Here is a 25,706-nt window from a genome sequence, read left to right as displayed (position 1 = left end):
ACCGACATGGATATCCCGCTCGATTACCCGACGCTGCGCGTCATCTGGTGGGCGCTGATGGGCGTGCTGCTGATCGGCTTCGCCTTGACCGACGGCTTCGACCTGGGCGTCGCCGCGCTGCTGCCCTTCGTCGCCCGCAACGACAACGAAAGACGGATGGCCATCAACACCATCGCGCCCACCTGGGAAGGCAACCAGGTGTGGTTCATCCTGGGCGGCGGCGCCATCTTCGCCGCCTGGCCCTTCGTCTATGCCGTCAGCTTTTCCGGCTTCTACATCGCCATGTTCCTGGTATTGGCGGCGCTGATCCTGCGGCCGGTGGGCTTCAAGTACCGCTCCAAGCGGTCGTCGGCCACCTGGCGCAACGGCTGGGACTGGGCGCTGTTCGTCGGCGGCTTCGTGCCCGCGCTGGTGTTCGGCGTCGCCGTGGGCAATGTCCTGCTGGGGGTGCCGTTCCACTTGGACAGCGACCTGCGCGCGATCTATGACGGAAGCTTCCTGGGCCTGTTCAGTCCGTTCTCGCTGCTGTGCGGCCTGTTGTCGGCAACGATGCTGATCACCCACGGCGCCGCATGGCTGACGATAAAGGCCGAGAACGGCGACGTGCGCGACCGCGCGCGCCGCATCGGTTCGGTCTCGGCATTCCTGGTGATCCTGCTGTTCGCCGCGGGCTATGTCTATGTCGCGCATGGCGGACTGGGATACCGGCTGGAAGGCGCGGCCGATCCGGCGGGGCCGTCCAACCCGCTGCGCGCCGGCGCGGTTGCCGCGGCGGGCGCCTGGCTGGCGAATTTTTCCACGTACCCGTGGATGATCGTCGCCCCGGTTCTGGGCTTTGCCGGCGCGCTGCTGGCTTTGATCGGCATACGCCTGGGCCGCGAATGGCCGGCCTTCGGGGGCTCTTCGCTGTCCGCGCTGGGCATCATCGCGACCGTCGGTCTGTCGATGTTCCCCTTCATCCTTCCCAGCAGCGTGGACCCGCGTTCCAGCCTGACGGTATGGAATGCGTCGTCCAGCCATACGACGCTGTTCATCATGCTGATCGTGACGCTGGTGTTCCTGCCCATCGTGCTGCTGTACACGGCATGGGCCTTCAAGGTGATGTGGGGCCGGTCCACGATCAAGGCCTTGTCCACCAATCCCGACCTTTACTGAACGACTGGGAGTACGTCATGTGGTATTTCGCTTGGGTGCTCGGGCTCGGCCTGGCGGTGTGTTTCGGTATTCTGAACGGGATCTGGCTGGAGTATCACCAGCTCGATGACCCGGATGCCGAGGCGCAGCAATAAGGGCTGGCGCGGTACCAAACCCGGGGCATAAACCCCGGGCATAAAAAAGGCGCTCCTTACGGAGCGCCTTCTTCTTTCCAGCGGTCTTTCCTGGACCGATCAGCCGTATCAGCTGTGGTAGGCGGATTCACCGTGGCAGGTGGTATCCAGGCCTTCGCGTTCGACGTCTTCCGGTACCCGCAGGCCGCAGACCATGTCGGCGATCTTGTAGGCGATCCAGGCAACGACGCCCGACCACACCAGCGTCAGGACGACGCCTTCGAACTGCACCCACAGCTGGCCGCCGATTTCGCCGGCCGTCTTCAGGCCCGGGCCGCCCAGGACTTGCGCGTTGAACACGCCGGTCAGCAGGGCGCCCGTGATACCGCCCACGCCGTGCACGCCGAACACATCCAGCGCATCGTCCGCCTTCAGCATGCGCTTCAGGCCGTTGACGCCCCAGACGCAGATCACACCGCCGGCGATGCCGATGACGAAGGCGCCTACCATGCCGACCAGACCGGCGGCCGGGGTGATCGCCACCAGGCCCGCCACGGCGCCGGACGCAGCGCCCAGCATCGAGGGCTTGCCCTTCAGCGCCCATTCGGTGAACAGCCAGGCCAGCACGGCGGCGGCGGTGGCGATCATCGTGTTGAAGAAAGCCAGGGTGGCCTGTTCGTTGGACATCAGCGCGGAACCCGCGTTGAAGCCGAACCAGCCCGTCCACAGCAGGGCCGCGCCGGTCATGACCATGGGCAGGTTGTGCGGCTGCATGGCTTCACGGCCGTAGCCGACGCGCTTGCCGATGACATAAGCGCCCACCAGGCCGGCGATACCGGCGTTGATGTGCACCACCGTGCCGCCGGCGAAGTCCAGCGCGCCCTTGGCGTTCATCAGGCCAGGCGCGGTCTGCGAAGCGAACCACACCATGTGTGCGATGGGCACGTAGGCGAAGGTGAACCAGATGACGGTGAACAGCAGCACCGCGGAGAAGCGGGCGCGTTCGGCGAAGCTGCCGACGATCAGCGCGCACGTAATGCCGGCGAAAGTCGCCTGGAACGAAGCGAACAGGAGCTCCGTCAGCGAGCCGGTCATCGCGTACTTGCCGTCGGCCGGCGAGAACATGCCGGAGAAGAAGACGCGCGAGAAACCACCGAAGAACGCGTTGCCTTCGGTGAAAGCAAGCGAATAGCCGTAGATGAACCACAACACCAAGCCGACGACGAAGGTCCCCATCACCTGCATCAGGACCGACAACACATTCTTGCTTCGTACCAATCCGCCGTAAAACAGGGCGAGGCCGGGTACTGCCATCATCAACACCAGCAGTGTCGAGACCAGCATCCACGAGATATCTGCTTTATCCATTTCTTATGGCTCCAGTAGCGTCTTTATTTATGTTTACAGTGCTGCTTCGCCGGCTTCACCCGTGCGGATGCGAATGACCTGCTCCAGCCCGGCGACAAAAATCTTGCCGTCGCCGATCTTGCCCGTGCGGGCGGCTTGCTCGATGGTCTCGATGGCTTGTTCGACCAGGCTGTCCGGCACGGCGGCTTCCACGCGCAGCTTGGGCAGAAAGTCCACGGCGTATTCGGCGCCGCGATAAAGTTCGGTGTGGCCTTTCTGCCGGCCGAAGCCCTTGACTTCCGTCACCGTCAGTCCCTGGACCCCTATACCGGACAAAGCCACTCGCACCTCGTCGAGCTTGAAGGGCTTGATGATGGCGATGATGAGTTTCATGGCTGGTTCCTCTCATGGTTGCACGTTGGCCCTGCGTCTAAAGCAAAATCGATGCCATCTTTTTGGCTGAGGGCGCGGGCGTTTTGCCGTGGTGAGGGCAAGCCGGCGTGGCCGACTGCACCGCATCGGTGCGCACCGTCAGAAGGCATGCTCGTCATTGGTGCATTTCCGGGTGCGCGCGCTGCAAGGCCCGGCGCAACGCTCTACACTGAGGACTGTCTTAGGCATAGGTAAGAGGACGCCATGAACGCCACCCAATGGATGGAAGACCTGCAGAAGAACATCTCGGACCTGATCGCCCGCAGTCCCGCCGCGGACCTGGAGCGTAATGTCCGCGCGATGATGGCGCAGGGGTTTTCGCGGCTGGACCTGGTCACGCGGGAAGAATTCGACGTACAGGCCGACTTGCTCGCGCGCACGGTGGCGCGCGCAGACCAGCTGGCGGCCCAGGTCACCCAGCTTGAGGCGCGCATCAATGCGCTGGAGGCGGCGCAGGCCAAGGCCGCCCCGGCGGCGCCGGCCGCCGCCGCTACTTCGGCGGGCTCGGCCATACAGGGATAGCGGCCCCGGCGGGCGCGCGGTGGCCATATCGCGTTGTCCGGCCGGAGGCAGCCCGCCGCGCGCATGCGGCCGGCCCGCGGAAGCACGGTAGGAACGGCGCTCCGACAGTAGTGCGCGGCGACGCGGCATGCTAAGCGCCGGCGGGCGCCTGGCGTGTCTGGAACTGGCGGGTCAGGAAGTCCAGCAGCGTACGCGCCGAGGCCGACAGCGTGTCCTCGGATCGGTAGGCGATCAGGATGCGTTTGTTGGCCCACGACTCCGCCAAGGGCACCGCGGCAATGTTGAGGATGTCCTGGTACATATCCGCCAGCTGCTTCAACACGAATGAAATGCCCAGGCCCGCATGCACCATGCGGCACAAGGCGTCGAAACTGTTGACGCGGATTTTCATGCGTATTTCCCTGCCTATCAGCGCGGCCTGCTGCACCAGCTTTGCGTTGTAGGCGCTTTCGGCGTGCAGGCCGATCAGCGGCTCGTCCAGCAGCTCGGCGAAGCGGACCGTGCCCAGGCCGGCCATGCGGTGGGCGCGGGGGAAGATCGCCACCAGGCTGTCTTCGCGATAGGGACGGCTGACGGCGGCGGCTTCGCCCAGGTACCAGTCGTTGCCGATGCCCAGGTCGGCGCTGCCGTCTTCCACGCTTTTCAGGATTTCGCCGCCGCGTTTTTCTTCCAGTTCGATGCTGACGTCCGGGTACGTCTGCGAGAAGGCCGCGATGTCTTCCGGCAGGTATTGGTCGATGGAGGAAATGTTCGCGACCACGCGGACGGTGCCTTGCAGGCCGGACGCGTAGCGGCCCAGGGCCGTGCCCATGTGCTGGAGTTCGGCCAGCGCCGCGGAGGCGTAGCGCAGGACGGTTTCGCCGGCTGCCGTCGGTGTGATGCCACGTGGGGAACGGTAGAGCAGGGGCACGCCGACTGACTTCTCCAGGTCGGAAATTCGCCGGCTGACGGCGGACGGGACGATGCACGCCCGCGCGGCGGCGGCCGCGATGCTGCGCGCTTCGCAGGCGTCGACGAATAGGCGCAGCGATGTCAGGTCCAGCCTGCGCATCAGGGAATCGATTGCGTCGCCTGCGTCGGGCGCGCTGCTCGGGTTCATGTGTCTCCTCCGTGTGTACGGGTGCAGGGTGCTTTGCGGCCTTGGCTGCACGCGCGGCCTGGGCGGTCGCGCCTAGGCGGCCCCGCCTGACCGGCCGTGCCTAGGCGGCCCCGCCTGACCGGCCGTGCCTGACCGGCCGTGCCTGACCGGCCGTGCCGAATCAGCATGCCCCCCCTCTTGAATGATCGCTTGTCGCCGCCGGTCGCCGGGGCGAAAGTGCCGGTCTGTTGTGGCCGGCAAGGCGGCGGCCGGCCAGGCGCGCGGCGAGCCGACATCATTCCACAAAAGCGCGGGAGGTAGACACATGACAAACGAAGTGCGCATGGTTTCGGCCAGCGGAATTCTGGGCTATGGCTTCCCCGAAGCCTCCTTGGAGACCGCCCTGAAGGCGCGCCCGCACATGATAGGGGTCGATGGCGGCAGCTCGGATCCCGGTCCGCATTACCTGGGTTCCGGCAAGACACTGAACTCCGCCCTGCAGATGAAGCGCGACATCCGCCTGCTGCTGCGCGGCGCGATGGAACTGAACATCCCCATGATGATAGGCACCTGCGGCGGCGCCGGCGGCGAACCGCACCTGCAGGCCTGCGCGGCGCTGGTGCGCGAGATCGCGCGTGAAGAGGGCATGCATTTCAAGATGGCCCTGATCCACGCCGAGCAGGACAAGCAAGCGCTGAAGGCCGGCATCCGCGCCGGCCGCGTGCGCCCGCTGGGCAAGGCCGGCCCCTTGAGCGTAGACACGGTGGACCGCGCCGAACGCATTGTCGGCATGATGGGCCCTGAACCGCACCTGGCGGCGTTGCAAGCCGGCGCCCAGGTCATCCTGGCCGGCCGCGGCACCGACCCCGCGCCCTGGGTCGCGCTGGCCACGCATCACGGCATTCCGCCGGGCCCGGCGTGGTACGCGGGCAAGTTGCTGGAATGCGCCTGCAATGCCGCCTTGCCGAAAAAGCACGACTGCCTGATCGCCACGGTCGGATCCGATTATGTGGAAGTCGAGCCCGCCAATCCGGAGCTGCGCTGCACGCCCTTGTCGGTATCGGTGCAGGCCCTGCACGAAAGCGCCAGCCCCATCGTGCGCTACGAACCGGGCGGCGTACTGGATACCAGCGCCTGCGTCATGCAGGCGCTTTCCGATCGCCGCGTGCGCATCTCCGGCATGGTCTGGCAGCCCGCGCCCTATACCATCAAGCTGGAAGCCGCCGCCCGCTCGGGCTACAGCGCGATCGCCTTCGCCGGCACGCGCGATCCGGGCCTGATCGGCCAGCTCGACAGTTTCATCGCCGCGGTTACTGAAGCCGCGCACACCAAGATAGCGGCGCTGGGCATCCCGCGCGACCGCTACCGCATCGTCATCCGCCTGTACGGCAAGGACGGCGTGATGGGCGAGTGGGAGCCGCTGCGCGATGTACGCAGCCACGAGATCGGCATCCTGGCGGAAGTGGTGGGCGAAACCCAGGAAATCGCCAATGCCGCGCTGGCCCTGACCCGCGTGACGCTGCTGCACAGCGATTTTCCTGGCCGCCTTTGCCGCGAGGGCAATATGGCCTTCCCGTTCTCGCCCTCCGACATCGAACGAGGGCCCGTGTACGAGTTCACGATGCAGCACGTGATCCACACCGACGACCCGTTGGGGATGTTTCCCATCGAGTACGAGACCCTCTAGGCCTGTGCGGGAGCCCTTCCATGATCAAACTGAAAGACATCGCCAAGGCCTGCAAAAGCAAGAACGCCGGCCCCTTCGAACTGACGCTGGACATCATGTTCGACAACGCGGAAACCTTCGAAAAAGTGCGCCGCTGCGGCGTGATCACGCGCGAACGCATCGCCGCCCTGTACGGCGTGTCCCCTGAAGACGTGCTGTTCACCGAATATCCGCCGGCGCTCGCCTTCAAGGCGACCTTGCCGCGCCGCATCGTGTCCGGCGCCATCGGCGACACCGATGTCTACGGCGCCCAGCAGCATGCGCCGCTGCTGGACCTGGAGCTGCCGCTGTAGCGCGGGAAGCGTCGCCGCGCGACGCGAACGAAAAAAGGAGACCGACATGTACGCCGCCCCCCCGGTGATGAAGACCGAGGTCTTCACGCGCATACCCGATCGATATCGCAAGGCCGGCCAGTTGTCGGAAGAACGCCTGCGCGCCGGCAAGGGCACGCGCGCCACGGACAGCTACATCGAAGGTCCGTCCTTCGACAGGCAGGGCAATCTGTATCTGGTCGATATCGCCTTCGGCTTGATCTTCCGCGTGTCGCCCGCCGGCGAGGTCACCCAGTTGGTCGAATACGACGGCGAGCCCAACGGCTTGAAGATCCACCGCGACGGCCGCATTTTCGTGGCCGATCACAAGAACGGCATCCTGCTGTTGGACCCGGACGCCGGCCGCGTAACGCCTTATATCCGCCGGGCGCGCACCGAAGGCTTCAAAGGCCCCAACGATCTGTTCTTCGCCGCCAATGGCGATATGTACTTTACCGACCAGGGGCAGACGGGGCTGCAGGATCCGTCCGGCCGGGTTTACCGGCAGGGCGCCGATGGCTATTTCGAATGCCTGCTGGACAACGTGCCCAGTCCCAACGGCATCGTCATGAACCCGGCGGAAACCCTGCTGTACGTGGCCGCGACGCGCGGCAATTGCGTGTGGCGCGCGATGGTGCTGCCGGACCGGTCGCTGACCCGCGTCGGCCTGTTCATCCAGATGTCCGGCGGCGCCGGGCCGGACGGCATGGCGGTGGACCAGGCCGGCAATCTGTATGTCGCGCATGCCGGCATGGGCGCGGTGTGGAAGTTCTCGCCACGGGGCGAGCCGCTGCTGCGCATCGATTCCTGCATGGGGCACATGACGACCAATATTGCCTTCGGCGGCAAGGACAATCGCGACCTGTTCATCACCGAATCGGAAACCGGCAGCGTGCTGGTGGCGCGCATGGATACGCCGGGCCGGCCGATGTATTCGCACGCGGACTGAACACGACTCATAGGAATCATCATGGAAGACACCACATCCGCCCAGGCGGGCGCAAAACGCGTGGACCCCGCACGCGTGCGCGAACTGGCCGCCGCCGTCTACGAAAGCGCCGGCGTGCCGGTCCAGGACGCCTTGCTGGCGGCCGATACGCTGGTGCAGGCCGACCTGTGGGGCCATCAGTCGCACGGCATGCTGCGCCTGGGCTGGTACTACGCCCGCCTGCGCTCCGGCGCCATGAAGGCGGTCACCGAAACCCGCCTGGCAGTGGATGCCGGCGCGGTCGCCGTCCTGGACGGCGGCGACGGCCTGGGCCAGGTCGTGGCGCGCCGCGCCGTCGACGAAGCGGTGGGGCGCGCGCGCAAGCATGGCGTCGGCGTGGTCTCGATCCGCAATTCGAATCACTTCGGTACCTGCATGTACTACACGCGCATTGGCGCGGAGCAGGGCTGCGTGATGATGTTGATGAGCAACGCGGGGCCGAACATGGCGCCCTGGGGCGGCCTGAAGAAAAAGATAGGCACCAATCCCTGGTCCATCGCCGCGCCGGGCGGCAGCCACCCGCCGGTCGTGATGGACATGGCCAATTCGGGCGTGGCGCGCGGCAAGATCTATCTGGCCAACAAGCGGCGCGAGCCCATCCCGCCGCACTGGGCCATCGACGCGCAGGGCAACCCCACGACCGATCCCAAGGCCGCGCTGGAAGGCTTCATCCTGCCCATGGCCGGGCACAAGGGCTATGTGATGGGCGTCATGGTCGACGTCCTGTCCGGCGTGCTGTCGGGCAGCCAGTTCCTGGATCGCGTGCATGGTCCCTACGATCCGGTCAATCGCAGCGGGGCGGGGCATCTGATGATCGCCTTGAATGTGGCGGCATTCCAGCCCATCGAGGAATTCAACCGCCGTATCGACGAGTACATCGCGTCCCTGAAGGATGTGCCGGTGGCGCCGGGGCATCGCCAGGTCTATTACCCCGGCGAGATGGAAGTCCAGGCCGACGCGGAAAACCGCGCAAATGGCCTGCTGCTGCCCGCCGATACGCTGGCCGACGTCGAGCGCGTGGCGCGCGAAGCCGGCGTGCCGTATCCATTCTGACCCTTTCGAGTTCGGCCGCATCGGCCGTCTCACGTGCAATCGGGGCGGGACCCCAAAAAAAAGGAGGAGATTCCATGAACCGCAGACTGATCATCCAGGCCGGCGTCGCCCTGTGCGCGCAGGCCATGATCGCATCGGCGTCGGCCCAGGCCGCGGCCGACTTTCCGACGCGCACCGTGCGCATCGTGTCCGGCCTGGCGGCCGGCAGCAGCATGGATCTGGTCGCCCGCACCATCAGCCCCAAGCTGGCGGAGCTGTGGGGCCAGGCTGTCATCGTCGAGAACCGCGCCGGTGCGGCGGGCAATATCGCCGCCGAGCACGTCGCCCGTGCCGACGACGGCCATACGCTGTTGATCGCGCAGAACGCGATTACCGTCAGCGCGTCGCTGTATCCGCGCCTGAAGTACGACCTGCGCAAGGACCTGAAGGCGGTCTCGCAAGTGACCGCCATGCCGCACGTGGTGGTGGTGACTCCGACGCTGCCGGTGAAGAACCTGCAGGACTTCATCGCCCTGGCCAAATCCAAGCCCAACCAGCTGAACTTCAGCTCCGCGGGTATCGGCAATGCCGACGATATGGCGGCCGAGCTGTTCGCCACGATGGCCCATTTGCAGATGATGCATGTACCGTACACCGGAGGTTCGCAGGCGCTGACGGCGGCCGCGGCGGGCGATGTGCAGCTGTATTTCCCGGGTCTGCCGGTCAGCCTGCCGCTGGTCAAGGCCGGCAAGGTGAAGGCATTGGCGGTCACCGGCAAAACCCGCTCGCCTGCCTTGCCGGACGTTCCCACCATGCAGGAAGCCGGCTTGGCCGGCTACGAAACCGTGCTGTGGTATGGGGTGTACGCGCCGGCGTCCATGTCCGACGCTACCGTCGAGCGCATCTCCGCCGACATCCGGAAAGCCTTGCAGATGCCCGACGTGAAGGAAAAGTTGAGCGGCGCGGGCATCGATGTGGTGGGCAGCACGCCGGCGCAATTCCAGGCCTTCACCAATGCGGAAATCGACCGTTGGGCGATTATCGTGCGCGAGCGTAATTTGAAGGTGGATTGAGTTTTACGCGTGACAATTTCATCTCCGCCATCACATTCGATGGCGGTTTTTTTTCATACTGCGCTTTTCCGTTTGAACAAGCGTAGCCATGAGTCTTGCGGTCTTGAACAGCCGCGCGCTGGTGGGGCTGCACGCGGCGCCTGTCCACGTTGAAACACACCTGGCCGCGGGCTTGCCGTCGTTCGCGGTGGTCGGCCTGGCCGACGTGGCGGTGCGCGAAAGCCGCGAGCGCGTGCGCGCCGCGATCCAGAACAGCGGTTTCGAGTTTCCCGCCGGCCGGCTCACCGTCAGCCTGTCGCCGGCGGACCTGCGCAAGGAATCGGCGCGCTTCGATCTGCCGATCGCGGTGGGCGTCCTGCTGGCCTCGGGTCAGATCGCCATGCCGGAATTGCTGTGCGGGAAGGGTGTGTCCACGCTGTCCAGGCTGGTCATGGCGGGCGAGCTTTCCTTGACCGGCGTGCTGGTTCCCGTGGCCGCGCCCTTGGCGATCGCGCTGGGCGTGGCGCGCGACCAGCCGGACGCTACGGTGATCCTGCCCGCGGCCAGCGCGGCGCAGGCCGCCCACGTGCCGGGATTGCGGGTGTTGTCCGCCGGGACGCTGGCCGACGTGGTGGCCCATTTATGCGAGCAGGCACCTTTGCCCGTCGCGCAACCCGCGCCGTGGCCTGTCGTGGCGGAAGGCCCTTGCTTGTCCGAGGTAAAAGGGCAGGGCGGCGCCCGCCGCGCGCTGGAGCTCGCGGCCGCGGGCGGGCACAGCTTGTTGATGGTGGGACCGCCCGGCGCGGGCAAGAGCATGCTTGCGCATCGGCTACCTGGGCTGCTGCCGCCCTTGGCCCATGTCCAGGCCCTGGAAGTATCCGCGATCGCCGGGCTGGCGATGGGCGATGCGGCCTTCAGCCTGCGGCCGCCGTTTCGCGCGCCGCATCATGGCGCCACCGCGGCGGCGCTGGTGGGCGGCGGCTCGCGCGTGCGCCCCGGCGAAATCAGCCTGGCCCATCATGGAGTGCTGTTCCTGGACGAACTGCCGGAGTTCGACCGCCGCGCGCTGGAGGCCTTGCGCGAGCCGCTGGAAACCGGCCGCGTGTCGATCGCCCGCGCGGCCCGCACGCTGGAGTATCCCGCGCGCTTCCAATTGATTGCCGCCATGAATCCCTGTCCATGCGGCTGGCGTGGCCATCCGCGCATTGCCTGCCGGTGTACGCCGGAGCAGGCGGATCGCTACCGCGCCAGGCTGTCCGGCCCCTTGCTGGACCGCATCGATCTGCAGGTGGAGCTGCCGCCGCCAGCGGCCGACTGGATGGACGCCCCGCCCGGCGAGCCTTCGGCGCACGTACGTGAAAGGGTCGTGGCCTGCCGCGAGCGGCAGCAGGCCCGGCAAGGCAAACTGAATGCGCGGCTCGATGCGCGTGAATTGGATCAGCATTGCAGGTTGACCGGCGAGGCCCGCGCTTTGCTGAGGCAGGCGATGATCCGCCTGAACGCCTCGGGCCGTGCCGCGCATCGCGTGCTGCGGGTGGCCAGGACCGCGGCCGATCTGCAAGGCTCGGATATAGTCGGTCCCAGTCATATCGCCGAAGGCGTTCAGTTACGGCAGCCATCATGAGGAGATGAACATGCATGACCGAACGAAGGCCCGCGCTGCCATTGCCGCCATCCTGCTGGCGATGCTATTGAGCGGCTGCGCCGCCGATCCCGCGCATCGCGTGAACGGGGACGCCTGGCGCTACGGCTTCAGCTATGCCGGCCCCAACTACCCGGATACGGGATGGTGATCGCGCCGGCGGCCATGCGCGCCGCACGGTGCGGCGTGCAGGTTTGCTCGGACCGTCCCGCCATCCCTGCACGGGATTGGCATTGCTGGCCGAGCGGTCGGGACCGGCCGCGCCGGCCGACCCAGGCCGGCGCGTACCAATGGGAGGCTGGAACGGCTCAGAACCCGTCCGCCAAGCCCATGGCCGGATCGCTGACGGAATGGCGGCCCGTCTCGATGCGGCCCGCCACGCGGCGCACGAAGCTGGGGTCCGAATCCGCCGTCACCAGCAGGTCGTACCAGTTGCCGGTGTCGCGCAGCACCAGCGTCATGATGGCCTGGCGGCCGGGGCGCACCGTGGCCGTCCATGCGCCATTGCGCCGGTTGAGGTCGAAGTCGCCGCCGCGGGCCCGCAGGTCGCCGTAGGCCTTGTTGGACTTGACGGTGAATTCCACCGGACGGTCGCCGTCGTTGCGGGCGGTCAGGCGCACATTGCCGCTACGGCCGTCCGGCTCGAATTCGATCTCCGGCGCGGCGGCGCGGCGCTTATCCTGTACGCCCAGGTCTCCCGCCAGATGGCGGTGGAATCCGTTGGGACCCAGGATCCACAGGTCGTACTTGCCATTGTCGGCGCTCACCGCCCAGTCGTCCTGCAGCGAGCGGTGCGCCTCCACCACGTAGCGGCGCGGCACGCGATCCAGGTGCAGCTTGTCGTACACATGGAAGACCGCGCCGGCGTCGCCCGTATTGACGAACTTCAGCGTCACCTGGTCGCGGCGGGCGTCGGTGTCGACCTCCAGGCCCAATTCGTAGGGCAGGGCGCGCGACGGGCGTATGCCGCTGGCCTGGACCGGCATATTGGGCGTGGTCGGCGGGGTGATCTTGGGCGCGCTTTGCTGCGACGCCGTTAGCGCGTCCACCTGATCCTTGGTCGCGCTGCCGTTCAGCACGGGCAGCGGTTCGTTATTGGGGTTGTCGAAATTGAACGCGCTGGTCAGGTCGCCGCACACCGCGCGGCGGTATTTGCTGATCTGCGGCTCTTTCACGCCGAAGCGCTTCTCCAGGAACATCAGGGTGGACGTATGGTCGAAGACCTGCGAATTGACCCAGCCGCCGCGGCTCCAGGGCGAAACCACCCACATCGGTACGCGCGGTCCGGGACCATAGGGCCGGCCGTCCTGTGCCGGCTGGCTGGGCGTCGCCGGCGTGTAGTTGTGGTATTCGACCGCCATGTCCTCGGCCCGCAGCGTGGCGCCACCGGCCAGGCTGCCGTCCGGATTGTGCGACGGCGCGGTCGGCGGCGGCAGGTGGTCGAAAAAGCCGTCGTTCTCGTCGTAGTTGATCAGCAGGACGGTCTTGCTCCAGACGTCCGGGTTGGCGGTCAGCGCGTCCAGCACTTCCTGCACGTACCAGCCCCCCTTGATCGGGCTGGACGGGCCGGGGTGCTCGCTATAGGCCGACGGCGCGATGATCCACGATACTTCCGGCAGCTTGCCGGCCTGGATATCGGCGCGGAAAGTTTCCAGGAAACCCTGTGGCATGGTGTTGGCGAAGCCCTTGGCCAACGGGCTGAGCGCGTCGTCGGTCAGCGGATCGTAGGCCGGGCCGGCCAGGTTCACGTCCTGCGTGATGTCGGTCTTGGGCACGTAGACGGGGCGGCGCGACGGCGGCATCTTCTCGATTTCGGCGCGCCAGTGGCGAAAGCTCATCATCTCGTTGCAGCCGTAGTTGTCGATCAGGCTCTGGTAGACCTTCCAGGATACGCCCGCCTTTTGCAGCCGGTCGGCGTAGGTGGTCCAGGTCCAGCCTTCGGTGGACGGGCCGATGTCGTTGCCGCCGTTGTATTGGTTGTTCAGCACGGCGACGTTAACCGGGCCGCCTTCCGCCGGATCGCGGCCGTTCGGACCGTTAGTGCCGGTCCAATAGAACAGGCGGTTGGCGATCGTGCCGGTATGCATGCCGCAGTGGTAGTGGTCACAGAGCGTGAAGGCCTCGGCCAGCGCGCGCTGGAAGGGCACCTCGGCTTCTTCGTAATAGCCCATCGACAGCGGATTCTTGGCATCCGGCCAGTTGCTCATGCGGCCCTGGTCCCACGCCGCCTGCGTGTCGGCCCAGCTGTGCGGCGTGCTGCCGGCGCGCTGTGCGTTGCCCTGGTTTTCATCCAGGTGATAGGGGGTGTAGGTGGTGGGCGGGCTGGTCTTGCTGTAGGTCTGGTAGAAGATGTTCTGGCCGTTGGCGGCCGGCGCCGCGAAGCGGTCGCCAAAGCCGCGCACGCCGCGGAACGTGCCGAAGTAGCTGTCGAAGGACCGGTTTTCCATCATCAGCAGGACGACGTGCTTGACGTCCTTGATGGTGCCGGTGTCACGATGCGCGGGTATGGCCAGGGCGCGGCGGATGCCGGGCGGGAAGGTGGCCAGCGCGGCGGCCGATAGGCCGGTGGTGGCGACGTTCTGTAGGAACTGGCGGCGGGAAGTCATTGGATGCGTTTCCTTGGGCGTGGCTGCGAGGCCGCCGGAATCGGCGACGCGACAGAGCCTAGGGATGGGATGTGACCGTTGATTGGCGAGTCTTCGGAACGGGCGGCGCAGTCGCCCGGGACGGCCGTAGTGTGGGCAGATTCCGCAACTTAAGTAACAATTGCTGACATTGCCTGGCGAGGGGATAGGCGCGTGGCCGCCGGGCGCTCCGCCGCGCGGCCGGGAAGGGATTAGCTCGTGTGGCGTAAAAAGTGTTTCGAATTGGGAAATTGCGCGCGAGGCGGGCGGGTCGTCGCCTAGGCGCTACACCGCCGCGTTGAAATACGACTGCAATTTGCCTCTGTCCCTGGGCGCCGGCTCCCGACCCGGCCACGCCGGCGGTGTTGGCACCATGTGCCGGCGGGGTTGGACAGGCCGGCTAAAAATGCCATATAATCAAAGGCTTTCCAGCTTCAGCGTAGGCTGGAGAATCCAGCAGTACCCAAGTAATAGCCAAGCAATACCCAAGCAATACCCCCCACAAATGGTCCGGGTGGCTGAAAGCCATCGAAGACTTGCGTCGGGAATACCCGGCTGGCAAGCACCTGCGAGGCCATAACGTTAATCAACCTGCGTCCGGCAATGGACGTCACTCCGAAAGGAAGCAAGGGACTATCATGCCCAAGATGAAGACCAAGAAAAGCGCCGCCAAGCGCTTTCAGGTTCGCGGCAGCGGATCGATCAAGCGAGGCCAGGCGTTCAAGCGCCATATCCTGACCAAGAAGACCACCAAGAACAAGCGCCAGCTGCGCGGTTCGGCGGCCGTGCACGAGACGAACGTCGCCTCGGTCAAGGCCATGATGCCTTTCGCTTGATAGATTACGGAGATCCACTATGCCTCGCGTCAAACGCGGCGTTACCGCCCGCGCCCGTCACAAGAAAGTTCTCAACGCCGCCAAGGGTTATCGCGGCCGCCGCGGCAATGTATTCCGCATCGCCAAGCAGGCGGTCATGCGCGCCGGGCAATATGCCTATCGCGATCGCCGCAACAAGAAGCGCACCTTCCGCGCCCTGTGGATCACGCGTATCAATGCCGCGGTGCGTGAGCACGGCGTCACCTACAGCGTGTTCATCGCCGGCCTGAAGAAGGCGTCCATCGATCTGGACCGCAAGGTGCTGGCCGATCTGGCCGTGCGCGACAAGGCCGGCTTTGCCGCCGTGGTCCAACAGGCCAAGGCTGCCCTGTCCGCCTGATCGTTTTCGACGTATCGCGCATTGCTGCAAACGGGGCTGTCATGGCCCTGTTTGCGTTTTTGACGGCCGCATTCCGTGCCGCGTTTCCTAGGCTGATGCCATGACACTGTTGGTCGATGACCTGATCGCCCAGGCGAAAGAACGATTCGCGGCCGCGCCCGACGCCGCCGCGCTGGAAAACGCCAAGGCGCGCTTCCTGGGCAAGGAAGGCGCGTTGACCGTGCTGCTGCGCGGCCTGGCGCAACTGACGCCGGAAGAAAAGCGCGAAATGGGCGCGCGCGTGAATCGCGCCAAGCAGCAGATCGAAGAACTGCTGAACCAGCGCCGCGCCGAACTGGCGCAGGCCGAACTGGACCAGCGCCTGGCTTCCGAAACCATCGACGTGACACTGCCCGGCCGGGGGCGCGGCGTGGGCGGCATCCACCCGGTGATCCGCACCTGGGAACGGGTTGAAACCATCTTCCGCTCCATCGGTTTCGACGTGGCCGACGGTCCCGAAATCGAAAACGACTGGACCAACTTCACGGCGCTGAACAATCCGGAAAACCATCCGGCGCGTTCCATGCAGGACACCTTCTACGTCGACATGAACGACGCCCAGGGCCTGCCGCTGCTGCTGCGCACGCACACCAGCCCCATGCAGGTGCGCTATGCGCGCATGAACAAGCCGCCGATCAAGGTGATCGCGCCGGGCCGCACCTACCGTGTGGACAGCGATGCCACGCACTCGCCGATGTTCCATCAGGTCGAAGGCCTGTGGATCGCCGAGGACGTCTCCTTCGCCGACCTCAAGGGCGTCTATACCGACTTTCTGCGCTGCTTCTTCGAAAGCGACGATCTGGTGGTGCGCTTCCGCCCGTCGTTCTTCCCGTTCACCGAACCGTCGGCGGAAATCGACATGATGTTCACCAACGGCCCGAATCGCGGCCGCTGGCTGGAAATTTCCGGGGCAGGGCAGGTGCACCCCGTGGTCGTGCGCAATTTCGGCCTGGATCCCGAGCGGTATATCGGCTTTGCGTTCGGCTCCGGCCTGGAACGGCTGGCCATGCTGCGCTATGGCGTGAACGACCTGCGCCAGTTCTACGAAGGCGATCTGCGTTTCCTTCGTCAGTTCAACGAATAACCTACGGCTGATCATGCAATTTCCCGAGTCCTGGCTGCGCGCGCTGGTCAATCCCTCCATCGACACTCAAGAACTGGCGCATCGGCTGACGATGGCCGGCCTGGAGGTCGAAGACCTGCAGCCCGCCGCGCCGCCGTTTTCCGGCGTGGTCGTTGCCCATATCGTCGAGATCGCCCCGCACCCGAACGCCGACAAGCTGCGTGTATGCCAGGTCGACGATGGGTCGGGCCAGCCGCTGCAGATCGTGTGCGGCGCGCCCAATGCGGCCGCGGGATTGAAGGTGCCGCTGGCGCGCCTGGGCGCGCAACTGCCTGGCGACATCAAGATCGGCAAGGCCAAGATGCGTGGCGTCGAATCGGCCGGCATGCTGTGCTCGGCGCGCGAGCTGGGCCTGTCGCAGGATCACGGGGGCCTGCTCGAACTGCCCGCGGACAGCGTGCCCGGCACCTCGCTGCGCGAGCTGCTGGATCTGGACGATACGCTGTTCACGCTGAAGCTGACGCCCAATCGCGCCGACTGCCTGTCCATTCTTGGCGTCGGCCGCGAAGTCGCGGCGCTCACCGGCGCCACGCTGAAGCAGCCCGTCGCCGAACCTGTGCTGCCGTCCTTCGACGAGGTGCTCTCCGTCGATATCCAGGCCCCCGACCTTTGCGGCCGCTTCGCCGGACGCATCATCCGCGGCGTAAACGCCCGCGCGGCCACGCCGCAATGGATGAAGACGCGCCTGGAGCGCGCCGGCCAGCGTTCCGTTTCCGCGCTGGTGGACATCTCCAATTACGTGATGCTGGAACTGGGCCGGCCCACCCACGTGTTCGACCTGGACAAGGTGTCGGGCGGCCTGACGGTGCGCTGGGCGCGACCCGGTGAATCGCTGAAGCTGCTGAACGGCCAGGAAATCGCGCTGGACCAGGACGTCGGTGTTATTTCGGCCGGCGAGACCGTAGAGAGCCTGGCGGGCATCATGGGCGGCGACGCCACCGCGGTGACGCTGGACACGCGCAACATCTATGTGGAGGCCGCCTTCTGGTGGCCCGAAGCCATTGCCGGCCGCGCGCGCCGCTACAAATTCAGTTCCGAAGCCAGCCATCGCTTCGAACGCGGCGTGGATTTCCAGGATATTCCCGAACACCTCGAAATCATCACGCGCCTGATCCTGGATATTTGCGGCGGCGAATGCGGTCCTATCCACGACAAGACCGTCAATCTGCCGCGCCGCGAGCCGGTGCGCATGCGCCTGTCGCGTTGCGAACGCGTGCTGGGCATCCAGATTCCGCGCGATGAGATTGCCGGTATCTTCACGCGGCTGGGCCTGCGCCACCAGATCGACGGCGACGTGGTGACGGTCGAGCCGCCGTCCTATCGTTTCGATCTGGCCATTGAAGAAGATCTGATCGAAGAAGTGGCGCGTGTCCACGGCTTCGAACGTATTCCGGACCAGCCGCCCATGGCGCTGGCCAAGATGCGCGTGCCCCGCGAAGCGCGGCGCGGCCCCCACGCGGTACGGCGGCAGATGGCGGCCCTGGACTACCAGGAAGTCGTGAATTTCAGCTTCGTCGAAGCCGACTGGGAACGCGATTACGCCGGCAACGCCGATCCCATCAAGCTGTTGAATCCCATCGCCAGCCAGCTGGCGGTCATGCGTTCCAGCCTGCTGGGCGGCCTGGTGGCGAACATCGTGCACAACGCCAATCGCAAGCAGTCGCGGGTGCGCGTGTTCGAACTCGGCCGCGTGTTCTTCCGCGATGCCTCCGTGGCCGATGGCGAGCTCGCGGTGGCCGGCGTGCGGCAGCCGCTCAAGCTGGCCGGCGCCGCCTGGGGCCCCCATCTGGAAGAACAGTGGGGCGCGCCGACCCGGCCCGTCGATTTCTACGACGTCAAGATGGATGTGCAGGCCCTGTTCGGCGCGCGCGGCGAAGACTTGCGTTTCGAAGCCGCTGAGTATCCGGCGCTGCATCCGGGCCGCGGCGCGCGCATTTCGCTGGACGGCAAGGCCATAGGCTGGATAGGCGAACTGCATCCGCGTTGGGCGCAGAAGGCGGAACTGGCTCATGCGCCCGTACTGTTCGAACTGGACGTGGAAGCCGTGCTCGAAGGCCGCCTGCCGCGGGTGCGCGAGCTGTCGCGCCAGCCCGTGGTGGTGCGCGATCTTGCCATGTGGGTGGATGCCGCGCTGCCCGCGCAGGCCATGCTGGACACCATCGAGCAGGCCATCGCCCGGGATCCGCAACTGTCCATCGTGCAGGACGCAAGGCTCTTCGACGTTTGGAGAGAAAAGACGCAAGTCGATGATTCTGCTAAAGAAAAAAGCCTTGCTTTCCGCTTCTGGCTACAGGACACTGACGCAACGCTGGACGAGCCGCGCGTCGCGGACTGCCTGAACCGCATCAGGGACAAGCTTATCCAGGCCCATGGCGCGCGCCAGCGCGCCTGACGCGCGCAGGGGTAAAAGAGGGGATTACAAACCATGCTTTCCGAGCCACGCACATTGACCAAGGCCGAACTCGCGGAGTTGCTGTTCGAACGGGTAGGTTTGAACAAGCGCGAGGCCAAGGACATCGTCGACACCTTCTTCGAGGAAATCCGCGACGCCCTGGCGCGCGGCGATTCCGTCAAGCTGTCTGGTTTCGGCAATTTCCAGGTGCGCGATAAACCGCCGCGTCCGGGACGCAATCCCAAGACCGGCGAGACCATCCCCATCGCCGCGCGCCGCGTGGTCACCTTCCACGCCAGCCAGAAGTTGAAGAGCATCGTCGAGAACACCGCGACGCCCGGCGAGTCCTCGTCGACCGATTGACGCAGCCGGCGCCGCGATGTGTATCCGGCCGCATGGGCCATGCCGCTAACGATCCAACCATGACTCGACCAGAACCTGCCGTTGTCTTGCCGCCGATTCCGGCCAAGCGTTACTTCACCATTGGCGAGGTCAGCGAACTGTGCGGCGTCAAGCCGCACGTGTTGCGCTACTGGGAGCAGGAGTTCACGCAACTCAAGCCGGTCAAGCGTCGCGGCAATCGACGCTACTACCAGCACCATGAGGTGCTCCTGATCCGCCGCATCCGATCGCTGCTTTACGAACAAGGGTTCACGATCAGCGGCGCGCGCAATCGCCTGGGCGACACGCGCGAAGCGCCGCCGCGCGATCAGGATGCCGCCGTGCGTTTCACCGGCGCGGAGATGCAGTCGCTGCGCGCCGAGCTGAGCGGCGTGGCGGCGGTGCTGTCGGAGGCCTTGGGCAGTGTGAAGCAGAACGCCGTGTCGGACACCGACGGCAGTGCGCGGACGTCCGCGGACGATACGGACTGAATACTGCTCGGTCGATGAGCGCGTGCCGCGCACGTACTCAATTCATCTGATATACTCTCGGTCTTTCGGGGCGTAGCGCAGCCTGGTAGCGCACTTGCATGGGGTGCAAGGGGTCGCGAGTTCGAATCCCGCCGTCCCGACCAGTAGTTCCAAGGGTGTTAGTGATAACAGTCACTAACACCCTTATTCTTTTGCGTGGCTTTTGCGTGGCTTTCGTCTGCGCGTCATGCCGCTCTCCTTCTCAAAATCGTCAATGCCGGACGACGCGTATCGGTGGTTGATACTCTGTCGGCGAACTCGATTCGATCGGCCTTCCCCGGCCACCATTTCGATCATGGGCACGGTGTGCGACCAAGGGCGCTTCTGATCGTCTCGCCATTCGCCATTCGCCGGCGCACAGATTCAGGAACCGCACCACGCGCTGCAAAGCGATGTTGATGGTCCGCGGTGCTGGTCCTCCGCTTCTTGACGGCCGCCGCCCTCGCCAGCCGCCGGACCCCGCGACAGTAGAGGGTAAACGCTAGCAGCCAGGCACTATGCAGACGGACTCTTATGGCCATACTAGTTGATAGATCAACTAGTTGTCTCGAATGAGATGTCGATAGCTTGGATAGATGGAAATTGCCTCGACTATGAGCCACACAGACCAGGATGCGGAGCCGTCCGCTTCGCCCCGCGCCGAAGGCAGAATGATCGCGTTCAGGCTGGCGAGAGTGGACGCACGACTCAATGCCCAAGCTGCCCAGCTTGTCGCGAACGCCGCCGGAATTTCGCTTGTCCAGTTCCGCATCATGCTCAGCATCGAGAAAATCGGAGCGGCAACCCCGACCGATATCGGCCGCCACTCGGAGTTCGACAAAGGACAGCTCAGTCGCGCCATCAAGGTAATGTTGGACGAAGGACTACTGAGAGCGAGTCATAACGCCGGCGATCTGCGCTCCCACCTGCTTTCCTTGACGCAGAAGGGCAGGCAGAAATTCGAGGCCGCGCAGATCCCCATGCTGAAACGCCAAGCGCAGCTTCTGAATGCGCTGCAGGGCGATGAGCTCTCAGTCTTAATGACGATACTGGATAAGTTGGAACGGGCTTCAGCGGGCGACATCGATGCGCCGCCGGATCCTAAAGGCAGGAAAAAGAAATGAAGAAAGCTTCAAACATGCTTGTCATCATGTCTGATGAGCATCAGGCCAGGGCGATGGGTTGCGCCGGTCATCCACTTGTGAAGACGCCCAATCTCGACGCGCTCGCCGCCCGTGGCGTGCGCTTTACGAATGCGTATACGCCCTCTCCGATCTGCGTCCCAGCACGCGCCAGTTTCGCGACCGGCCGATATGCCCACCAAACCCGGCTCTGGGACAATGCCATGCCTTACACCGGAGCGATACCTGGCTGGGGACATGCGCTCCAAGCGAAGGGAATTCCCGTCGAATCGATCGGCAAGCTTCATTATCGTTCCGAGAGTGACCCGAATGGGTTCGACGGCGAGCATCTCCCCATGATGGTTGCGGGCGGTGTCGGCATGGTCTGGGCTTCGATCAGGAATGAAGAAGATCGCATACATGGCCGGACTCGCATGCTGGGCGACTACATCGGACCCGGGGACAGCAGCTACACACGGTACGACGACGCCATTACGACTCGCACGGTCGCCTGGCTCAAGGATCGCGCGGCAAACAGCAACGCCAGTCCGTGGTGCCTGTATGTCGGTCTCGTGGCGCCCCATTTCCCGCTCGTCGTGCCGGACGCTTTCTACGATCTTTACCCTCTCGATCAGCTACCCGTTCCCAAGTTACGCCTGCAGGACGGTTATGTGCGGCGCCCGTGGGTCGAGAAGCAGAAGGCGTACCAGAACAGCGAAGCGCTCTTCAAGGACGACGAGGAAAGGCTACGCGCCACGGCGGCCTATTACGGTTTATGCACATGGCTGGACCACAATGTCAAACTCTCCGACGCCATGCATCGCGGCTGCCGGACTGAAGGCTGAATAAGCATGCCGGAGGCGGGAAGAGCGCCGGCACATGGGCGATGCCACGGCCCGCCGACAGCCCGCCTGAATCTTTTGGCGAACGCCGCAAGCGTGCTCGCGGACTCGCGGGACCGCTGCGCGAGCACATTATTTGCTATGTCTTGGTCAACTTTCCCAACGAGAGGAAATTATGCCCAAGAAGAAAGTCACCGCCGCGAAATTGCGCGACATCCTGCACGACGAGTTCACCCTGGTCGCGGGCGGCAATGTGCCGGCGCCGAAAATCGAACGCCGTGATGGCGACGATCCTAACTGGACGGTCGCCATCGCCAAGGATTCCGAGTTCCGCGCCGCGGTGGAACGGGTGATGGCGGAATACGATATCGAATAGGCCAAGCCGTCACGGAGCGCCGGCCATCGCCGACGCTCCGCCGCCCGGGCTAGAAGATATGCCTGATCCCGGTGGCCACGCCCACTTGGGTGGAACCGCTGGCGATCTCGGCGGTGGATGCGTCGTAGACGCGGTTGAAGTCCACGGTGCCGTAAAGCTGCGTGCGTTTGGACAACGCATATTCCGCGACGGCGACCAGCGCATAGCGCTTGCCTTTATCGCCTTCCTCGATCACGTTCCTGCTTTTGTCGAAGTACGCCGCGCCCGTGAAGGTCCACGGCGTGGCCATGGGTTGCCACGTAACGCCGGCGTAGTAGCCGTTGTCCTTGCGTTGCAGGCCGTTGTCCGGGACGTTGGGGATGCCCATCACCGTGTTGACGAAACCGGTTTCGTCGCGACCGTTGAAATAGCCGGCGAACAGGCGCGTATTGTCGAACAGCCGATAGGCCGCGTTCAGGTTCCAGACGCGTTGCGCATAGTCGGAGTTGGTCTCCGCGCGCGTAAGCTGGTAACCGCCGCCGACGGTCAGCGGGCCGGTGGTGTAGGTCAGCGTGCCGCCATACTGCTGGCCCAGCCTATGGTCGTCGAACGAGTCGCCGAAACCATACGACAGGATCAGGTCGAAGCCGCCCAGCTTGTTATTGCGATACCGCACCGAATCGGAAGTGCGGCCGCGCGACATGGCGACGGGCAGCCAGGAGTTCTGATCGTAATTGCCCACCGTCAAGGGATCGAAGGTATCGCCCAGGATCGTGAACAGCGGAGTGTCCTGCCGTCCCAGCGAAAGCGCGCCGACCTCGCCACCGTCCAGGCCCACGTAGGACTGCCGGTTGAACATGCGGCCGGGGTCGCTCTCGTTGCCGTTCTGTACGTTGAAGCCGCTTTCCAGCCGGAAGAATGCGGTATTCCCGTTACCCAGGTCCTCCGTGCCTTTCAAGCCCCAGCGGCTGTTCGTGATCGCGCCGTTTTCCATGGAGACGCGGCTGTGGTCCGGTTGATAGCCGGGGCCGGTGCTCAAATAGCGGACGCTGACGTCGGCGATGCCGTACAGCTGGACATTCGTTTCGGCGGCCTGCGCGGTGGTGCCGGCCATCATGCCCGCCATGGCCAACGCCATAGCGGATTTCTTCAGCAAAGGGTTGATCATCGATCTGCTTCTCCTCTCCCAGGCTGCGGCACGGGGTTGTGCCGTTCTCCAGAGCCGTGCCACCGTGCGGCGGATAGCCGAGGCGGCCGGCGCAGTATAGGTGAAACATTGTTGCCCACCCTTTAGGGAAAATCCTGTTTTGTGCCGTTATCGATGCAAACCTTGCGGCTTCGATGCAAGGAATTAAACGGTCATGCCCGCCGCAGCAAGTCTTCGATCTGTGCCAGCAGCGCCCGCGGATCGTAGGGTTTGTCGACGACCAGATTGAACAGGTCGGGGCTTTGCCTGGCCAGCAGGCCTTGCGCGCCCGTGACCAGGACGATGGGCAGATTTCGCATGGCACTTTCCGTGCGCACGGCTTCGGCCAATTCCAGTCCCGTCATCAGCGGCATCATGAAATCGGTGATGAGCAGGTCGGGGCGCCGGTCGCGCATCAGCTCCAGGGCCGCCTTGCCGTGCGGCGCCGTGAGCACTTCGTGCCCGGCATCCTCAAGGAGATCAGCCAGCATCTCGGCAAGCAGGATCTCGTCGTCGGCGACGAGTATCAACGCCATGGCGCGCGGCCTCCTGACGCGTTGCGAATCATCGTCAAGATCCGCCGAAGGTGGCCGCCGAGGTGCTCGTCCTGGGGGATGGTCCCAACTTGGGCCCCACGCGCAACCCCTTGCTCGTGATCTCCAGAAGGCGCGTACTGGCGACAAAGTCGCTATCGCGCATTTTCTGGACCGCGATCGTGCGCCTCAGGTCATTGTCATGCATGACTTGCCGCAGCAGGATCACGTTATCGAACATTGCCGACAATTGCTCCGCCGGCGCGGTAACGTCCTGGTCGATGATCTCGCGCAACTCCCAGGTAAAGACAGTGGTGACGCCTATGGCGCGCAGGCGGTTGGTCAGTGTCGTAAAGAATTCGACCAGGCGGGCGCGATGCGTCGCAGCCCGTTCGAACCCGCCTATGCCGTCGATGAACAGTCGCGTTACCTTGTGGCGGCCGACGTGTTCGAGCAGTTGCAGTCCCAGCTTGTCCAGCAGGTTTTCCGCCATCGGCGTCCACTGCACATGCAAATGCTCGGTGGACGGCAAGGTGATTCCCAGCGTGGCGGCTTTCCGCTGCAGCAGCGTCGACGTTTCGAAGAACCCGAAGTGCAGGGCCGGTTCCTGCGCCGAAGCGGCGCTTAAAAAGTGCAGGCCCATGGTCGTCTTGCCCGTGCCGGTGGGACCGACCAACAGCGTTACGGACCCGCGTGGCAGGCCGCCGCCTATCAGCGCGTCGACTTCGGCGTTGCCGCTGGTGACCCGCTGCGCCAATATCTGGGGCGAGGGCGGCATGAGCGGCCAGGACACGGCTTCCACCCGGGGATAGATGGTGACGCCGGCCTGGGTGATTTCATATTGGTGCAGGCCGCCCACGGCGGCGCTGCCGCGCGACTTGCGTACCTGCAGCTGGCGCACCGTGCGCACGCCGAAGATTTCGTCGCTCAGGTCGATCACGCCGTCGACCATGGTGTGCTCGGGGCTGCTGTCGTCCAGGCGCGTGCTGGTCAGGAACAGCACCGTGCAGCCCACAAAACCCGCCTGGCCCTGGACCTCCGCGACGAAAGTCTTGACGTCCAGATCCGTTTCGGCGCGTTCGCGGGCATTGAGCAGGCCATCGAAGACCAGCAGGGTGGCCTTGTGCCGCTTGGTTTCCTGCCGCAGTAGCTTCACCACGGCGCCCAGTCCTTCTTCCCGCAGGGCGTGGAAGACGCTGACATAGGCGATTTCCTGTCCCAGCTTTTCTTTCTGGAAGAAATCCAGCGTGGACATGGCGTGGAATAGCCGTTCATGGCTTTCCGCCAGCAGGGTGACATACAGCACCTTGCCGCCATTGGCCGCATGGGAAAACGCGATCTGGTTGGAAAGGATGGTTTTCCCGGCCCCGGGGCGGCCCTGGATGATGTAGGAAGCGCCTTCGACGAACCCGCCATTCAATATGCGGTCCAGCCCATCGATACCACTCGCCATACGTGCGAGATGTTGCACCACCAAATCCTCCGTTCTTGCCACCGCATCGCGGTGATCGCGCGAAAGTGTCCCGCATGTTGGAATTAGGCGTCAAGCGAAAACGTTAATGCCCCTGGCCGGTTGCGGCAGGGGGTTTGGAGGATCCGATGGGCGAAGAAAAACGCCTTCACGCATAAATCGTGCCCGGCGAGTGGCGCGCTGCCGCGGGACAGGTACGTGGCTTGCATGAGTAAGGTCCCACGTTATAGCCAAGGAGGCTGCTATGTACCGACTACGTAAGATCGCCGCGTTGGCGTTGGCCGCATGCGTCCCTTTGATGGCCGGATGCACCCTGGGCGGCGCCGCGGCCGGTGGCGTCATCGGCCATGAAACCACGCATAGCACGGCCGGCACGGTCGGCGGCGCGGTCATAGGCGGCGTGATCGGCCACGAGATCGGCAAGGATTAATGCTGATAGGCCCGTCCTGTAGCGGTACCTACGGTGTAGGTCCTGCCGCGGCGGGCGGGCTCGAAGACGGATAAGAAGCCTCGCTCG

The 25,706-nt window shown here is 64.9% G+C and carries 27 protein-coding genes and 1 tRNA gene; 21 read left to right on the top strand and 7 right to left on the bottom strand.

Going from position 1 to position 25,706, the window contains the following annotated elements; all coding sequences use genetic code 11:
* The first annotated feature begins 6 nt into the window (after positions 1-6).
* Together cydB and cydX are read left to right on the top strand one after the other, a co-directional pair.
* Positions 7-1,155: a cytochrome d ubiquinol oxidase subunit II gene (gene cydB, locus ACNA0R_RS20990; RefSeq protein WP_415828011.1), complete on the top strand. Its 1,149-nt coding sequence runs from the start codon at positions 7-9 to the stop codon at positions 1,153-1,155.
* A gap of 17 nt (positions 1,156-1,172) precedes the next feature.
* Complete coding sequence (gene cydX, locus ACNA0R_RS20985) at positions 1,173-1,289, top strand: cytochrome bd-I oxidase subunit CydX (protein WP_415828010.1); 117 nt, start codon at positions 1,173-1,175, stop codon at positions 1,287-1,289.
* A 108-nt stretch (positions 1,290-1,397) separates the two neighbouring features.
* Here cydX and amt read toward each other — a convergent pair whose 3' ends face one another.
* Complete coding sequence (gene amt, locus ACNA0R_RS20980; protein WP_086064325.1) at positions 1,398-2,636, bottom strand: ammonium transporter; 1,239 nt, start codon at positions 2,634-2,636, stop codon at positions 1,398-1,400.
* A 33-nt stretch (positions 2,637-2,669) separates the two neighbouring features.
* Positions 2,670-3,008, bottom strand: a complete 339-nt coding sequence (locus ACNA0R_RS20975; protein ID WP_066347801.1) for a P-II family nitrogen regulator — start codon at positions 3,006-3,008, stop codon at positions 2,670-2,672.
* 243 nt (positions 3,009-3,251) lie between these two features.
* On the opposite strand from ACNA0R_RS20975, the gene ACNA0R_RS20970 reads away from it, so the two are divergent.
* The gene (locus ACNA0R_RS20970) at positions 3,252-3,569 is read left to right on the top strand and encodes an accessory factor UbiK family protein (protein ID WP_415828009.1); all 318 of its coding nucleotides are present in this window, start codon (positions 3,252-3,254) and stop codon (positions 3,567-3,569) included.
* A 130-nt stretch (positions 3,570-3,699) separates the two neighbouring features.
* On the opposite strand, the gene ACNA0R_RS20965 is transcribed toward ACNA0R_RS20970, so the two are convergent.
* Positions 3,700-4,668, bottom strand: a complete 969-nt coding sequence (locus tag ACNA0R_RS20965) for a LysR substrate-binding domain-containing protein (protein ID WP_415828008.1) — start codon at positions 4,666-4,668, stop codon at positions 3,700-3,702.
* Between the two features lie 304 nt (positions 4,669-4,972).
* Here ACNA0R_RS20965 and ACNA0R_RS20960 point away from each other — a divergent pair, with 304 nt between their 5' ends.
* The 7 genes from ACNA0R_RS20960 to ACNA0R_RS20930 all read left to right on the top strand — a co-directional run bounded on the left by ACNA0R_RS20960 (position 4,973) and on the right by ACNA0R_RS20930 (position 11,549).
* The gene (locus tag ACNA0R_RS20960) at positions 4,973-6,334 is read left to right on the top strand and encodes an acyclic terpene utilization AtuA family protein (protein WP_415828007.1); all 1,362 of its coding nucleotides are present in this window, start codon (positions 4,973-4,975) and stop codon (positions 6,332-6,334) included.
* A gap of 20 nt (positions 6,335-6,354) precedes the next feature.
* Positions 6,355-6,666: a DUF4387 domain-containing protein gene (locus ACNA0R_RS20955; RefSeq protein WP_415828006.1), complete on the top strand. Its 312-nt coding sequence runs from the start codon at positions 6,355-6,357 to the stop codon at positions 6,664-6,666.
* A 46-nt stretch (positions 6,667-6,712) separates the two neighbouring features.
* Complete coding sequence (locus ACNA0R_RS20950) at positions 6,713-7,633, top strand: SMP-30/gluconolactonase/LRE family protein (protein WP_415828005.1); 921 nt, start codon at positions 6,713-6,715, stop codon at positions 7,631-7,633.
* Positions 7,634-7,654: 21 nt separating this feature from the next.
* Positions 7,655-8,725 (top strand): Ldh family oxidoreductase, encoded by a 1,071-nt coding sequence (locus ACNA0R_RS20945; RefSeq protein ID WP_415828004.1) that lies wholly within the window; start codon positions 7,655-7,657, stop codon positions 8,723-8,725.
* A 74-nt stretch (positions 8,726-8,799) separates the two neighbouring features.
* Positions 8,800-9,777: a tripartite tricarboxylate transporter substrate binding protein gene (locus tag ACNA0R_RS20940; RefSeq protein WP_415828003.1), complete on the top strand. Its 978-nt coding sequence runs from the start codon at positions 8,800-8,802 to the stop codon at positions 9,775-9,777.
* Positions 9,778-9,865: 88 nt separating this feature from the next.
* Positions 9,866-11,380, top strand: a complete 1,515-nt coding sequence (locus tag ACNA0R_RS20935; RefSeq protein ID WP_415828002.1) for a YifB family Mg chelatase-like AAA ATPase — start codon at positions 9,866-9,868, stop codon at positions 11,378-11,380.
* 10 nt (positions 11,381-11,390) lie between these two features.
* The gene (locus tag ACNA0R_RS20930; RefSeq protein ID WP_415828001.1) at positions 11,391-11,549 is read left to right on the top strand and encodes a hypothetical protein; all 159 of its coding nucleotides are present in this window, start codon (positions 11,391-11,393) and stop codon (positions 11,547-11,549) included.
* A gap of 157 nt (positions 11,550-11,706) precedes the next feature.
* Here the strand turns inward: ACNA0R_RS20930 and ACNA0R_RS20925 are convergent, their stop codons facing one another.
* A complete protein-coding gene (locus ACNA0R_RS20925) occupies positions 11,707-14,004 on the bottom strand; it encodes a phosphocholine-specific phospholipase C (protein ID WP_415828000.1) in 2,298 nt (765 codons plus the stop codon).
* A 656-nt stretch (positions 14,005-14,660) separates the two neighbouring features.
* Between ACNA0R_RS20925 and rpmI the strand changes: the two genes are divergently transcribed.
* From rpmI to ACNA0R_RS20875, 10 genes are all read left to right on the top strand, one after another.
* Complete coding sequence (gene rpmI, locus ACNA0R_RS20920; protein WP_006387997.1) at positions 14,661-14,858, top strand: 50S ribosomal protein L35; 198 nt, start codon at positions 14,661-14,663, stop codon at positions 14,856-14,858.
* Between the two features lie 19 nt (positions 14,859-14,877).
* Positions 14,878-15,237: a 50S ribosomal protein L20 gene (gene rplT, locus ACNA0R_RS20915; RefSeq protein ID WP_086064334.1), complete on the top strand. Its 360-nt coding sequence runs from the start codon at positions 14,878-14,880 to the stop codon at positions 15,235-15,237.
* A 100-nt stretch (positions 15,238-15,337) separates the two neighbouring features.
* Positions 15,338-16,360, top strand: a complete 1,023-nt coding sequence (gene pheS, locus ACNA0R_RS20910) for a phenylalanine--tRNA ligase subunit alpha (RefSeq protein ID WP_415827999.1) — start codon at positions 15,338-15,340, stop codon at positions 16,358-16,360.
* Between the two features lie 13 nt (positions 16,361-16,373).
* Entirely contained in the window at positions 16,374-18,791 is a 2,418-nt protein-coding gene (gene pheT / locus ACNA0R_RS20905; RefSeq protein WP_415827998.1) for a phenylalanine--tRNA ligase subunit beta, read from the top strand.
* A 33-nt stretch (positions 18,792-18,824) separates the two neighbouring features.
* Entirely contained in the window at positions 18,825-19,154 is a 330-nt protein-coding gene (locus ACNA0R_RS20900) for an integration host factor subunit alpha (protein WP_415827997.1), read from the top strand.
* A gap of 59 nt (positions 19,155-19,213) precedes the next feature.
* Positions 19,214-19,663, top strand: a complete 450-nt coding sequence (locus ACNA0R_RS20895; protein WP_415827996.1) for a MerR family transcriptional regulator — start codon at positions 19,214-19,216, stop codon at positions 19,661-19,663.
* Between the two features lie 66 nt (positions 19,664-19,729).
* Positions 19,730-19,806 (top strand) — tRNA-Pro (locus tag ACNA0R_RS20890).
* A 489-nt stretch (positions 19,807-20,295) separates the two neighbouring features.
* On the top strand, positions 20,296-20,805 hold the full coding sequence (locus ACNA0R_RS20885; RefSeq protein ID WP_415827995.1) for a MarR family winged helix-turn-helix transcriptional regulator: 510 nt from the start codon (positions 20,296-20,298) through the stop codon (positions 20,803-20,805).
* A complete protein-coding gene (locus tag ACNA0R_RS20880; RefSeq protein ID WP_415827994.1) occupies positions 20,802-21,647 on the top strand; it encodes a sulfatase-like hydrolase/transferase in 846 nt (281 codons plus the stop codon). Before ACNA0R_RS20885 ends, ACNA0R_RS20880 begins: the two co-directional genes overlap by 4 nt.
* 172 nt (positions 21,648-21,819) lie before the next feature.
* A complete protein-coding gene (locus ACNA0R_RS20875; RefSeq protein ID WP_415827993.1) occupies positions 21,820-22,020 on the top strand; it encodes a hypothetical protein in 201 nt (66 codons plus the stop codon).
* Between the two features lie 49 nt (positions 22,021-22,069).
* Here the strand turns inward: ACNA0R_RS20875 and ACNA0R_RS20870 are convergent, their stop codons facing one another.
* From ACNA0R_RS20870 to ACNA0R_RS20860, 3 genes are all read right to left on the bottom strand, one after another.
* Entirely contained in the window at positions 22,070-23,167 is a 1,098-nt protein-coding gene (locus tag ACNA0R_RS20870) for a porin (RefSeq protein ID WP_415827992.1), read from the bottom strand.
* Positions 23,168-23,358: 191 nt separating this feature from the next.
* Positions 23,359-23,721 (bottom strand): response regulator, encoded by a 363-nt coding sequence (locus ACNA0R_RS20865; RefSeq protein ID WP_415827991.1) that lies wholly within the window; start codon positions 23,719-23,721, stop codon positions 23,359-23,361.
* Positions 23,722-23,755: 34 nt separating this feature from the next.
* The gene (locus tag ACNA0R_RS20860) at positions 23,756-25,189 is read right to left on the bottom strand and encodes an ATPase domain-containing protein (protein WP_415827990.1); all 1,434 of its coding nucleotides are present in this window, start codon (positions 25,187-25,189) and stop codon (positions 23,756-23,758) included.
* Between the two features lie 298 nt (positions 25,190-25,487).
* Here ACNA0R_RS20860 and ACNA0R_RS20855 point away from each other — a divergent pair, with 298 nt between their 5' ends.
* Positions 25,488-25,619: a glycine zipper 2TM domain-containing protein gene (locus ACNA0R_RS20855; protein ID WP_415828158.1), complete on the top strand. Its 132-nt coding sequence runs from the start codon at positions 25,488-25,490 to the stop codon at positions 25,617-25,619.
* Positions 25,620-25,706 lie beyond the last annotated feature (87 nt).

Origin of the sequence: Bordetella sputigena (assembly GCF_965137885.1) — a bacterium.
Lineage (GTDB): Bacteria > Pseudomonadota > Gammaproteobacteria > Burkholderiales > Burkholderiaceae_B > Bordetella_C > Bordetella_C sputigena.
Note: the sequence above shows the minus strand (reverse complement) of the source record. Positions and strands in the feature narration are given on the sequence as shown.